Source organism: Bacillus sp. Xin1 (assembly GCF_013314535.1).
Classification (GTDB): Bacteria; Bacillota; Bacilli; order Bacillales; family Bacillaceae_G; genus Bacillus_A.
This window is the reverse complement of the sequence record NZ_JABUAE010000014.1, coordinates 73,267-85,671: the sequence shown is the minus strand read 5'-3', so window position 1 is coordinate 85,671 and position 12,405 is coordinate 73,267. Positions and strand designations below refer to the sequence as shown.

Genomic DNA, 12,405 nt, shown 5'->3' with positions numbered 1-12,405 from the left:
AAAAATATAGACTTATTTTCCCGAATCATTTATCATATAGATAGAGTACGCCCCAAAAAATGTATTCTGTCTATATGATACATTTCTTTTCATAAAATAAAGCATAATCACAAACTATATACTATTAACTTAAAAATTAAACGAGCTATAATAACAAAAAAGCCACACTCATTATAAATGAGCGTAGCTTTTTCTTTTCTTAATACTCCACCCCTATATGTTAGGGATTGTTCACCAAATATAAATCTTCATTTTATTATCAACCTTTTTATGATGAGCCTTAAAGTTTTCAATTCCTGAAAATTTACCCCGCATTCACAAACCGTAGAAATCCCACTGATTAACGTTTCACTTTATCTAGAGATTCTATATTTCAACTTGCTGTCTTAATGTTCCAACATCGACTAAAGACATTTACCTAATGAAAAATGTTTACGTTTTGGTTCTGCAAATAAAAGTGTTACTATATATATCAGGACCATTTGAATACAACTCAATTACTAGTGCATTTTTTATTTACCATTGATTAAAGTTGTATCATACATATTTACAAGTAGATCACAAAAACGAAGGACAAAGACGCAACAAAATTAAACCCTTTCCTTCTATATCCCACAAATAAAATGGAGAATATTATGAAATACTTTTTATATTATGCTTTAAACTAGAATGAACAAGAAAAGGAGATACAATGGAAAAGAAAAAAGAAACACAAGAAACTGGATGGAACTTTGACAACAGTTATGCTCGTCTGCCAGAATCATTTTTCACAAAAAATTCTCCAACGCCCGTACGTTCACCAAAGTTAATCATTCTTAACGATTCTGTAGCAACATCTTTAGGGTTAAACGTAGAGCTACTTCAAAGTGAAGAAAGTGTGGCAGTATTTGCTGGGAACAAAATACCTGAAGGCGCTTCACCACTTGCCCAAGCATACGCTGGACACCAATTCGGGCATTTTAACATGCTAGGGGACGGACGTGCTCTACTAATTAGTGAACAGATTACACCTTCAGGTAAACGATTTGATATTCAACTAAAAGGGGCCGGCCGAACACCATACTCCCGCCGAGGGGATGGACGCGCTGCACTTGGTCCAATGCTCCGTGAATATATTATCAGTGAAGCAATGTATGCACTTGGTATTCCTACTACTCGTAGTTTAGCTGTGGTAACAACGGGTGAGTCAATCTTGCGCGAAACAGCTTTACCCGGTGCAATCTTAACACGTGTAGCCAGCAGTCATATACGCGTCGGCACATTTCAATATGCAGCAGCAAGCGGCTCAGTTGAGGATCTTAAAGCTTTAGCTGATTATACGATTAAACGTCATTTTCCAGCTATTCAATCAGATAAAAAACCATACTTAGCGCTACTTCAAGAAGTGATGAAGCAACAAGCAAGCCTAATTGCAAAATGGCAACTCGTCGGTTTTATTCACGGAGTCATGAATACTGACAATATGACCATTAGCGGAGAAACAATCGATTACGGCCCATGTGCTTTTATGGATGAATATGATCCAGCAACTGTATTCAGTTCTATTGACACACAAGGACGATATGCCTATGGCAACCAGCCTTATATTGGCGTTTGGAATCTTGCCCGTTTTGCGGAATCATTATTACCACTGCTACATGAAGACGAAGAACAAGCTGTCCAATTAGCCCAAGATGAGCTTTCAAATTTCGATGCATTGTATGAAAAGCATTGGCTTACTGGAATGAGAGCAAAACTAGGTATATGTAATGAAGAAGCAGAAGATAAAGCGCTTATCGATGAGCTCCTTAAATTGATGGAGAAATACCGCGCAGATTATACGAACACCTTCCTTGCTTTAACTTTTGATACTGATAAAGATACCGATTTATTTACAAGCCAAGAATTTACGGCTTGGAATGAAAAATGGCAAAAACGACTAAGCAGGCAGCAAGAATCAAACTCTTCTTCACACCAGTTGATGAGAGACAACAACCCTGCGATCATTCCACGAAATCACCGTGTGGAAGAGGCACTAGAGGCCGCGGTGAAACAAGGGGATTACAACGTGATGAATCGACTTCTTGCGGTTCTTTCAAACCCGTACGCCCATTCACCTGAACAATGTGAATATGCTACATTGCCTGCCGCTTCATCTCGTCCTTATCGAACTTTTTGTGGTACGTAAGAAAAGATGCAGTTAACACTTTCTCATGATTTACTATTTATATAACATAATGCTATCCCTCAAAATGGAGGGATAGCATTATGTTATGAAAAAATCATTCCTCATTCTTTATAAGATTTTCTTTCATCAACATAGCAATCGCTTTATGATTCTCACTATCCATTTGTTCAAGTTGCTTCACCACTAATTCTTGCCGCTCCGCTGAATGATTTTGACTTAGCTTCCATTTCCCCTCAATTCTATTAATCTTTATTTTGAATCCGACAATTCCTTTACTTAACCCTTCAATATAACTAGGTTCTACTTCATCTAGTGAATAGGAGCTCGCCTGATCTTCATATTTATTTACTAAATCACGAAGAGAATCGATTAATTCTTGTTCATCGACTACAATTTCCATTTCACCATATACATGAACTGCTACATAGTTCCACGTTGGTACTGCTTTGTTTGTTTCATACCATGACGGAGAAATATAGCAGGGTGGACCTTGGAAAACCACAAGTACCTCTTGATTCCCCATGTCTTTCCATTGTTCGTTCGGGCGCGCAAAATGACCATATAAGGTGCGCTCATTTCTATTTAACAGCAAAGGAAGATGCGTTGCATATGGTGCTCCATTATGCTGAGAAAATAACGTTGCAAAGCTATTTTGTTCAATCATTTCATATTTTGTTGCTTCATCTTTTACATCGAAGTATTTAGGTATATACATATTCTTTCCTCTTTTCTCATCATTTTATCTTCCCATTATATTTAGAAGAAAGCGAACCCAACAGGGACAGATAATGATTATTTTATAAGGGCAGTACTACTTCTATACATCATAAAACGCCTTTCAGTATTTGAACTGAAAAGCGTTTGAAATAGGTATGCACTCACCTTTCTACACTCGTTTGAATACTTTTTCTCTGCAAAATATCCGCTGGCTTTTTCGACCAAAACGTAGCAAGGATAGGTCCTGCGATATTATGCCATACCGCCGCTAAAACACTCGGTAAAGCTGCTAATGACCCAAAATGTGCAGTGGCTAGTGCTACACCTAAACCAGAGTTCTGCATCCCCACTTCAATCGAAATCGCCCGTCTCGTTCCTTCATCAAGACCAAGTACGAATGCCGTTAAATAACCGAGTAAAAATCCAAAAGCATTATGGAGCATCACTGCTGCAAAAATGAATAATCCGGAAGAAGCAATGCTACTTACATTCGCTGAAATAACCGCTGAAACGATAATAATAATTGCTAACACTGAAATAAGAGGTACGACTGTAATCCCTTTATTCACTACCGCTGGAAAGAACTTTCTCACTGCTATCCCTAAAGTAATTGGGACAATAATGACTTGTACGATAGAAAGAAACATCGACATCGGATCAACTGGCATCCATTGCCCTGCTAATAGTAATAAAATAAAAGGGGTAGCAATCGGTGCAAGTAATGTCGATAATGATGTCATCGCAATAGATAAAGGCAAGTTTCCTTTCGCGAGATACACCATTACGTTTGACGAGGTTCCACCTGGCACTGAACCTAGTAATACTAACCCCGCTGCTAGTTCTGCTGGCAAATTCATCATATAAGCCAGTGCATATGCAACGAGAGGCATAATAATAAACTGAGCGCACACTCCAATAGTGACTGGTAACGGCTTCGTTACAATCATTTTAAAATCAACCGCTTTTAGCGTCAGTCCCATTCCAAACATAACAATACCTAGTAAAATTGTTATGTACCCATTGAACCAAATGAATGGTGTTGGAATAATAAAAGCGATAACTGCGATACAAATAACCCAAATGGCAAAATATTTCCCTGCTACATCACTAATTGCTTCCAACGTTTTCATCGAACCACCCTTTATTCTTTGATTTTAAAAATCTTATTCGGATTCAAAATGTTTTTTGGATCAAGAGTTTGTTTTATATTTTTCATCACAAGAAGTGCTGCACCGTGCTCTTTTTCTTGATATTTCCGTTTACCAACCCCTACCCCGTGTTCACCTGTACATGTACCGCCGCGCTCCAGAGCATACATTACAATTTTTTCATTGACCGCTTCCGTTTTATGTACTTCCTCTTTATCATTTGGATTCACCATTAATAAAACGTGAAAGTTCCCATCTCCGACATGTCCAAGTATTCCCCCAATGATTCCTATCTCATCTAACGTCTCTTTTGCATATTGTATTGCATCCGCTAACTCTGAAATAGGTACACAAATATCCATACTCATTAGTTTCTTCCCCCGATTGCTGTGAACATAGGCGTATGCTAAATTGTGTCTTGCTTCCCATAATTTATTTCTTGCTGCTGTTTCTGTTTCAAATGAAATACCGTTACATTTATGATCCTTCACAATTTCTGTTGTGAAATCAATATCTTGTTTTAACCCTGCTTCATTACCATGGAACTCTAAAAACAACGTCGGCTCTTCTCTATAGTTTGTTTCACTATATTTGTTAACCTGTTTCATAGATAGTTCGTCAACAAGTTCAATTCTCGCGATTGGAATGCCCGCCTGTAAAATATCAATCACAGCTTCTACCGCATCATTCACTGTCGGAAAAGATGCTCTCGCTGCCATCGTATGCTCAGGTATTCCATATACTCTAAGCGTCAATTCCGTAAAACAGCCAAGTGTTCCTTCTGATCCAACGAAAATACCATTTAAATGATAACCAGATGATGACTTTGCAGCTAACGTCCCTGTATGTATAATCGTTCCATCTGCCAATACAACTTCTAAATCCCGAACTTGATCACGCATAACGCCATACTTTACTGAAGTTGTTCCACTCGCATTTGTAGCAGCCATTCCCCCTAATGTAGCATCAGCTCCTGGATCGACACTAAAAAACAACCCATGCTTTTTTAATTCTTTATTAAGCTGTAAACGAGTTACCCCAGGTTGCACTTTAACTAAAAAATCCTTTTCCCTTACTTCTAACACTTGATTCATAAGTGAAAAATCGATTGTAATCCCATTTTCATACGGAATCACATGCCCTTCCAAACTTGATCCTACTCCGAATGGTACAACCGGTATTTGATACTTGTTTGCTAGTTTCATTATTTCACTAACCTCTTTTGTCGTTGTTGGAAATACAACAACATCAGGTAAACTTTTAGGATGGTAAGATTCATCTTTACTGTGAAGTTCTCTCACCGTTTCATTTACTACTACTCCTGTTTCAGGAAGCACCTCTTTTAAGGCAATTATCAAATTTGCAGTTTCAGCTTTCATTTCATTCTCTCCCATCATTCTGTTACAGATTTGATATACAATTTAGGATCGTTTTATAACGATTCATCTGATGAACTATTTCATACATAATAATCTGAAAAGTTGAATAATTCAAGGTTTAATTTAGAAACAACTCCAAATTCTTCCTATCATGAAAAACGAAAAAGAGCCCACTCATATTGGACTCTTTTGTATTTATATGAAAAAAGTTTATTCATTTAGAGATTTTGGAATTCCTTTTCCATTTATATATATCTTGACTGGCAGCAATACTTCCAAAAGCACTCCAATTAAACATGCAAACCTTTCTCTTTGAAATAGCTTAACATTTTCCGGTAATTCTCTCCGTACTTCTCTTGAAATTCTTTTCCAAAATCTTCTTCGATATGTTGCATCATCATATCATGGTAAAAAGCATTTTTTATTACTTCAATTACTGCTGGGTGATTCGTCTCTAATGCCGATGGCTTCATATCTCCTTCGAAACTACCAATTAAAGCTAAACTAGAATCACAGAGAATCGAAAATTTCTTTTCTTCTGTAGGCCATTCTTCATCCCTATAATGCTGAAATACATGTTTAAGAGATGTTTTACATGCTCCCATTGTAATTAAGATCACACTAATCCCTTTACTTTCCGCTACAAGTAACGCTTCCTCTATACGATACAAATCTTCTGACCAAATATCTACAACTATAGATGTTTCTGCATTTGCAATAACGCGACGTACAACCTTATCTAGCGCATGACTTCCTTGCCAATTATAAAAAGCAGGTGTAGGTCTAGGTGGAGTTTTTAATTGATTCATAAGATCCTTCGAATTTTGTTCAAATTCAGCTTGAAAAAGGCGGATTAATTGCTCAATTGGAACAGCATTATAAAGAACGGTCTCCCCTTCCATACTTCGGCAAGCTCCTTTGTCTGTTAATGACCATAATGCAGCATATACATTTGTTCTTGAAACAGATACCCGTTTTGCAACTTCATACCCGGATAAATCTGACTCTTCATGTAACGCCAAATAGCATCTTGCTTCTAAATCAGACAAACCTATCTTTTTCAGTAAATCAATCATGCGAATCCCCCTTACTAAACAGTCAAATTAAATATTCTTTAAGTAGTATTTATCAATACTCCTAATTTGATATTACATTTAGTTTAAACGAAAACAAACAAAATTTCATCTGCTTATCTTCATTAATTAACATGGTAAAATATTGAAGGTAAGTTTCAAATGTAGAATCACAGTATTACGTACAGATTCATTAAAGCAATGAACAACATTTGGACATCCCAATCTATAGTCTCTAAATCCATAAACGTTATTATCCGCAAGTACTTTATTCCTCTAATATCCAAATTATGTTAGTATTATTTTAATATTTTAAAAATTTTATAAAGGAGTTTAATTAAGATGAATGTCTACTTAACTGAGCCTACAATCGACTTACAAGAAGAATATCTAGAATTCTATCAAGAATGGAAAAATAGCGGTGAAACAATGGTTCCTTGGGTTATTGCAAAAGATCCTTCTAATTTTCCAGAAATGATTCAAGAGCTACTCGATGCATCAGAAGGAAAAAATCTCCGTAAAGGTTGGGTACCTGACTCTACTTATTGGCTTATTGCAAATAATAAAAAAATTATTGGAGCCGTAAATATTCGCCATCAGTTAACAGAACATCTATTCAACGCTGGTGGACATATTGGTTATGGCATCCGCCCTTCCGCAAGACAAAAAGGGTTCGCTACAAAATTATTAGCATTATCATTGGAAAAAATAAAAGAATTAGATGTTACAAAAGTACTTGTCGTTTGCGACGAATGGAATGTTGCTTCTGAAAAAACAATTTTACATAACGGAGGTCTTCGTGACAACGACTTTGTCGAAGCAGATGGGAATGTTGTAAGGCGGTATTGGATTGAACTGTAATCGTCCATTCATTAATGAAAACGGAGGAATTCACATGTCTACATTAGCAACTCAACTAGAAAATACAATTCATACAGCTTCTCAAAAAATGATACTCATTTCTGACATGGACATAAAACTTACCCCAACAAAATGGTCTAAAAAAGAAATATTAGGACATCTTTGCGATTCCGGTACAGTCAACCATAAACGTTTTGTTGATATTCTTACTTCAAAGAAAACTATTACACTCACTGGTTATAATCAAGATTCGTGGGTGTATGCACATAATTATCAACAATCTTTTTCATCAAATGAAATTCTAAAATTATGGGAAGCTATTAACACACAGATTATAAAATTACTAAACAATGTAAAAAATGAACAATGGCAACTTACATGTAAGTTAGAAAACCAACAGGAAGTAACTTTAGAGTGGCTTATCAAAGATTATATTGATCATATGAATCATCATCTTACTCAAATATTTGCAACTCGAAAAAAATAAATCTCTTTTCATCCTTTGCTGTCCTAGATTACATATCAAAAATAAAGAGGAAAGCTCACCGTCCGCTCTCCTCCTTATTTTTACTATTCTACCTCTACTTCAAACTGCACCGTAATTCCACTGGGGTCCACAACTGTAAACCCATTTACTTTCTCTGTTAATTCATGATGTTTTCTCTACTAATCTTTCTCTCACTTCATTCAATGCCTCTTTATACGGTAATACAATTGTATTTTATAACAGAAATGAAATTTAACTCTAACTATACGAATGGATATTTAATTTTCTCAACTTGTAAATCAGCATCAAACTCTATAAACAACTTGACGAAGCGAACGTTTGTTTGTATTATGAAATTAATTCAAAATAGAAAGGGGAACTGTAATGAAAAGCTGGACAGAAGAAATTATCATTCACACGCCTATTGAGCACCTATTTTCTTATTTAGATGGTTCATTATCTCAAATGCAAAAGCTAATGCCTCAAGTGATAGAGAATACACCGCTCAAAGAAACCGATGCAATCGTTGGGAATGTTTATCGCCAAAAATACAAAGAGGGCGAAGAAATTCAAGAATATGATGTAGAAACTCTTGATTACATCAATTTACCAACTCGAAAAAATTTGAAGTTCGGTTTTACTCTTGCTAATATGTTTAATATTACTGCTACATACGAATTAAGACAAATAGATGAAAATCAAACATTATTTAAATATACCGCTACAAATCAGCCATTGACTGAGCAAGCTGAATTATATATGAAATCTGCTACAAATCAAGTTGTAGTTGGCTTTGTTAATCGTGTTAAAACGATTGCTGAGTCTGAATATAGTAAATAGATTGTTACTTAAGTAACATAATAAAACATTAAAGGAGTGTTACAAATGCAACAACAAATTACCCCATACTTAACATTCAACGGCAATGCAAAAGAAGCACTTGAATACTATAAATCGGTATTTGAAGGAGAAATTCAAGGAATCCAAACTTTCGGTGATGCTGAATTCCCAACGCCACCAGAGATGGATAATCGCATTATGCACGCTCGTTTCAAGAAAGATGGTTTATTTTTCATGGTATCCGATGCATTTTTAGGTCAATCCGTTGAAGTTGGAAATCATATTTCATTAGCTCTTGAATTAGATAATGAAGATGAGATTCAAAACATTTACGATACATTAATCGAAAAAGGAACTGTACTTATGGAATTACAAGATACATTCTGGGGAGCAAAATTTGCAAAAGTGAAAGATTACTTCGGTGTTATTTGGGATTTAAATTATACAAAAGCTTAGTCTCCATAGAAAAAGGTGCCTCTATACATAAGCACCTTTTTCTATATTATTTTACAATACGATTTATTTATCTTCTTTCTTCTTCCTTCTATTGACATCTTTTAACGTTTTACTAAATCCTAAAACCACAATGATGAATATCATCCCAGAAATTGCCACGGTTTCCAAAATGAATTGCACAGTTCCTCCTCCTTTGGTTAGCACTACATGTCCATCAAGTTACTATTTCAAAGTATCTATCACCTTCAAGCTGAGAAAAATAGCTATTTTTTCACTTTCTAAATTTAAGAAAAACATAAGTAATACTATAATTGATATTACATATAAAATGTGAAAAATAAAAACCCTATAAAAAATGGAAAATCAGAAAATTCAACTACTCACATATTCCTCCTTTAGAATACCATATATTTCTAAATCAACAACTCCTTTTCCAGACCATAATGAAGCTTGTCTTAACAATCCTTCTTGTATAAAACCATTTGTTAAGAGGACCTTTTTTGAAACCTCGTTTGCAGGCATGACCTCTGCTTGAATTCTGTTTACATTTACTTCTTCAAATAAAAATTTTACTAGCCTACGAACGGACTCAGTTGCAATCCCCTTCCCCCAATAATCCTCTGCTAAAAAATAACCGATAGATACCATGTTCACTTTTTTGTTAAAATCCATAGATTCTATAATTCCTACCAATTTATTAATTTCATTCTTCTGAAAGATTCCCCACTTAACTCTACTTTTTTTATGGTAATCCCTATCAAAATGACCGATCATTTTACTTACCGTTTGTATGTTATGCTTAGGAATGATCCCACAATATGCAAATACATTTTCGTTATCGTAGATTGTAAATACTTCCTGTAAGTGTTCCTCTTCAATTTTTCTTAAAACTAGATTCGTAGATTCTAATACTGGAAAATCTTCAAAAATCATTTCTAGATTCATGTTATTCTCTCCTTAAGTTATTCTTTAATAGATATGTAAATTTTCATTTTCATCTCCTTATTTTATAATGTAAACAAAAGATTTTTTTGATAATTCTCGCTAATTTCCATATTTATATGGTAATCTATGCATTGTTTTTCTTTATGAGGTTTGAGCGTAGTAAAAAAAACAGTTCTCCTTTAGCGTACGGAAGGCCTTCTTTTTAATTTCATCAAAGCAACTACAAACAAGAAAATTCCCATTACTGATTTATCCCGCATTAACGGGCAGTAATACTCCCACCTCAAAATTTTGCGGGAGCAAAGAAGTTAGGTGGGAGTATTACTGCCCGTAAAAGCCCGATTGGTTCAACTAATAATCAGTGGGGGATGAACCCCCCACTGATTAAAGTTTCACTTTATGTGTATACAAAAAGCCATCCTTTCTACAAAAATACTAGAAAGAATGGCTTAAACAATGATAATGCGAAACTTCTATTAGTGATTATTTTTCTCCCACCACTAATAGCTAGTTGAAGCAAGCTGGCTTTCTTGAGCGGTAACACTACTCTTATCTTGCTGCACGTACCTCAGCAACAAGCTTTCCACCTTCTACACTCATATAAAGCTTCACAGGCACATCATTTGTATTTTCAAATACTAAATCTAAATATGGATATGCAATTGTAGCATCTCGACCTTTTGGAACGTATCCTACTGTTTTAGAGTGTGTTGTTCTCTCTACCATTTTTAAACCAGCTTGATCGGCTGCATTATAAAGAGTAGAAGATGTTTGACATACTCCACCACCATAACCATCAACTAATTTCCCATCAACAATTTCTTTCCCTAACTGATACCCTTTATCCGGTGTTGTATCTCCGATTAGCGCATTAAAAGAGAAGCGATCTCCTTTTCCTAGTACTACACCACTAATGCTATTTGCAGACAAACGGATATTTTCAATTCTACCACCTGTAGAACCACCTAAGTTTGTTTCATATCTCCCTAAAACTGCACCACTTCCACTTGCATCAGCCGGTGTCGCTACTGGTTTTTTCTCAACAATCGGCAATTGATAAGAAGAATCCCACATACCTACGTTCATCAATTTGTCTACTAGTTCTTTTTCCATTAATTCATAAGAAGGCTTACCTTCTTGCCATGTTCCATCACTTGCCATACGGGACGGAACCATCTTTTGATCAATGCTTTTTCCTACTTCCTTAGCAACCTTCGTTACTTCTTTTTTAAATTTATTTTCATCTTCAAAATAACCTAAGCTTGCTAGATTCACATTTTTTACTTCTTTCCCACTTCTAGCATCAACCAAACTTACACTTTCACTGACACCAGTCTTAGCTTCTACGACATGCTCTCCTATACCGCTTACTAATGAAACTTCACTTACCTTTGTACCACACCCACTCACTACCCCTACACATAGAGCCCCTATTACCACACTTTTTACTTTACGTAACAATACACTCTCTCCTTTACCCTACTATTACTCTTTGTTTTTAAAATTATGTATGTATAATTACATGACTTTGCAATATGACTACAAAATATTACAATCTGATTTCCACTATATTAAAATTACTCTTTTCTTTACGAAATGTCTACACATATTTACTTAAAAACCTTAAGTTTGTTAAGAATGTAATCTTCCTCTTATTTAACCAGTATATACCAAACGATAATCCAAAAACAATTTTAATACATTGATAATTTGGAATTTTTTATAACAAATTAAGATTCATAAAAAATTCTTTACAAATTCTCTTACATACGTTTGATGAAACGCTCTATTCAAAATAGGTATTTGCCGTGCCACCCATCCGCTCTTACACATACATTATGATGAATTCAAACAAATTTAAAGAACGGAGGATGTTTATGTATCCCTACAATTCATATGATCCATACAACCCTTATGTATACCAACAACAATATGATGTACACCCGCAACATCAACCATATATAGAACAAACAGAACAACTCGATCCATATGATCCAAACAGACAATTTCAAATTCCAATTTCATTTCCTGGTGGTGGCGGCCGTCAACTAGAAAGACGAGTAAATGAGCTAGAACAACGAGTAAATCAATTAAATCGGCAAGTAAATCAACTTCAAAACACAGTAGAACGGCATACACGTAGACTCAATCGATTAAATCAACGTTTACGTACTGTAGAAAATCGACTCAACATTCCATTTTCAGCACTTGAGGATGGATTTTAATTCGTAATACAAAGAACTATAGGAGGGGACTCTCCCTTCCTATATTCTGAATTAGCAGATAGCAAATCCCCAATATTCGTTTTACTTTATAAAATTGACGAAAGTTT

Annotated in this window: 12 protein-coding genes and 1 pseudogene; 6 read left to right on the top strand and 7 right to left on the bottom strand. The window is 35.2% G+C overall.

Going from position 1 to position 12,405, the window contains the following annotated elements:
• The first annotated feature begins 691 nt into the window (after positions 1-691).
• Positions 692-2,167, top strand: coding sequence for a protein adenylyltransferase SelO (locus HRG09_RS14520; protein ID WP_174101466.1), 1,476 nt, complete (start codon positions 692-694; stop codon positions 2,165-2,167).
• 94 nt (positions 2,168-2,261) lie between these two features.
• Here HRG09_RS14520 and HRG09_RS14515 read toward each other — a convergent pair whose 3' ends face one another.
• The 4 genes from HRG09_RS14515 to HRG09_RS14500 form a co-directional block, all read right to left on the bottom strand.
• Entirely contained in the window at positions 2,262-2,882 is a 621-nt protein-coding gene (locus HRG09_RS14515; RefSeq protein WP_174101465.1) for an FMN-binding negative transcriptional regulator, read from the bottom strand.
• A 163-nt stretch (positions 2,883-3,045) separates the two neighbouring features.
• Positions 3,046-4,014, bottom strand: a complete 969-nt coding sequence (locus tag HRG09_RS14510; protein WP_174101464.1) for a bile acid:sodium symporter family protein — start codon at positions 4,012-4,014, stop codon at positions 3,046-3,048.
• Between the two features lie 11 nt (positions 4,015-4,025).
• The gene (locus HRG09_RS14505; protein WP_174101463.1) at positions 4,026-5,411 is read right to left on the bottom strand and encodes an FAD-binding oxidoreductase; all 1,386 of its coding nucleotides are present in this window, start codon (positions 5,409-5,411) and stop codon (positions 4,026-4,028) included.
• Between the two features lie 290 nt (positions 5,412-5,701).
• Positions 5,702-6,487: a TrmB family transcriptional regulator gene (locus HRG09_RS14500; protein WP_174101462.1), complete on the bottom strand. Its 786-nt coding sequence runs from the start codon at positions 6,485-6,487 to the stop codon at positions 5,702-5,704.
• Between the two features lie 339 nt (positions 6,488-6,826).
• Between HRG09_RS14500 and HRG09_RS14495 the strand changes: the two genes are divergently transcribed.
• Both HRG09_RS14495 and HRG09_RS14490 read left to right on the top strand, forming a co-directional pair.
• Positions 6,827-7,345 (top strand): GNAT family N-acetyltransferase, encoded by a 519-nt coding sequence (locus tag HRG09_RS14495; protein ID WP_174101461.1) that lies wholly within the window; start codon positions 6,827-6,829, stop codon positions 7,343-7,345.
• Positions 7,346-7,379: 34 nt separating this feature from the next.
• The gene (locus HRG09_RS14490) at positions 7,380-7,832 is read left to right on the top strand and encodes a DinB family protein (RefSeq protein ID WP_174101460.1); all 453 of its coding nucleotides are present in this window, start codon (positions 7,380-7,382) and stop codon (positions 7,830-7,832) included.
• 83 nt (positions 7,833-7,915) lie between these two features.
• On the opposite strand, the pseudogene HRG09_RS14485 reads toward HRG09_RS14490, so the two are convergent.
• Positions 7,916-8,063, bottom strand: a pseudogene (locus tag HRG09_RS14485) (VOC family protein); the annotation flags it as partial.
• Between the two features lie 153 nt (positions 8,064-8,216).
• Between HRG09_RS14485 and HRG09_RS14480 the strand changes: the two are divergent.
• Together HRG09_RS14480 and HRG09_RS14475 are read left to right on the top strand one after the other, a co-directional pair.
• Entirely contained in the window at positions 8,217-8,672 is a 456-nt protein-coding gene (locus HRG09_RS14480; RefSeq protein ID WP_174101459.1) for an SRPBCC family protein, read from the top strand.
• A gap of 45 nt (positions 8,673-8,717) precedes the next feature.
• A complete protein-coding gene (locus HRG09_RS14475; protein WP_174101458.1) occupies positions 8,718-9,128 on the top strand; it encodes a VOC family protein in 411 nt (136 codons plus the stop codon).
• Between the two features lie 372 nt (positions 9,129-9,500).
• Here the strand turns inward: HRG09_RS14475 and HRG09_RS14470 are convergent, their stop codons facing one another.
• Both HRG09_RS14470 and HRG09_RS14465 read right to left on the bottom strand, forming a co-directional pair.
• Complete coding sequence (locus HRG09_RS14470; RefSeq protein WP_174101457.1) at positions 9,501-10,073, bottom strand: GNAT family N-acetyltransferase; 573 nt, start codon at positions 10,071-10,073, stop codon at positions 9,501-9,503.
• A 549-nt stretch (positions 10,074-10,622) separates the two neighbouring features.
• Positions 10,623-11,534, bottom strand: a complete 912-nt coding sequence (locus HRG09_RS14465; protein ID WP_174101456.1) for a VanW family protein — start codon at positions 11,532-11,534, stop codon at positions 10,623-10,625.
• Between the two features lie 416 nt (positions 11,535-11,950).
• On the opposite strand from HRG09_RS14465, the gene HRG09_RS14460 reads away from it, so the two are divergent.
• Positions 11,951-12,298 (top strand): hypothetical protein, encoded by a 348-nt coding sequence (locus tag HRG09_RS14460; protein WP_174101455.1) that lies wholly within the window; start codon positions 11,951-11,953, stop codon positions 12,296-12,298.
• Positions 12,299-12,405 lie beyond the last annotated feature (107 nt).

What these genes read in the sequence shown, in the direction of transcription:
- HRG09_RS14520 (WP_174101466.1), top strand. Translation starts at nt 692, where the DNA reads ATGGAAAAGAAAAAAGAAACACAAGAAACTGGATGGAACTTTGACAAC.
- HRG09_RS14515 (WP_174101465.1), bottom strand. Translation starts at nt 2,882, where the DNA reads ATGTATATACCTAAATACTTCGATGTAAAAGATGAAGCAACAAAATAT.
- HRG09_RS14510 (WP_174101464.1), bottom strand. Translation starts at nt 4,014, where the DNA reads ATGAAAACGTTGGAAGCAATTAGTGATGTAGCAGGGAAATATTTTGCC.
- HRG09_RS14505 (WP_174101463.1), bottom strand. Translation starts at nt 5,411, where the DNA reads ATGAAAGCTGAAACTGCAAATTTGATAATTGCCTTAAAAGAGGTGCTT.
- HRG09_RS14500 (WP_174101462.1), bottom strand. Translation starts at nt 6,487, where the DNA reads ATGATTGATTTACTGAAAAAGATAGGTTTGTCTGATTTAGAAGCAAGA.
- HRG09_RS14495 (WP_174101461.1), top strand. Translation starts at nt 6,827, where the DNA reads ATGAATGTCTACTTAACTGAGCCTACAATCGACTTACAAGAAGAATAT.
- HRG09_RS14490 (WP_174101460.1), top strand. Translation starts at nt 7,380, where the DNA reads ATGTCTACATTAGCAACTCAACTAGAAAATACAATTCATACAGCTTCT.
- HRG09_RS14480 (WP_174101459.1), top strand. Translation starts at nt 8,217, where the DNA reads ATGAAAAGCTGGACAGAAGAAATTATCATTCACACGCCTATTGAGCAC.
- HRG09_RS14475 (WP_174101458.1), top strand. Translation starts at nt 8,718, where the DNA reads ATGCAACAACAAATTACCCCATACTTAACATTCAACGGCAATGCAAAA.
- HRG09_RS14470 (WP_174101457.1), bottom strand. Translation starts at nt 10,073, where the DNA reads ATGAATCTAGAAATGATTTTTGAAGATTTTCCAGTATTAGAATCTACG.
- HRG09_RS14460 (WP_174101455.1), top strand. Translation starts at nt 11,951, where the DNA reads ATGTATCCCTACAATTCATATGATCCATACAACCCTTATGTATACCAA.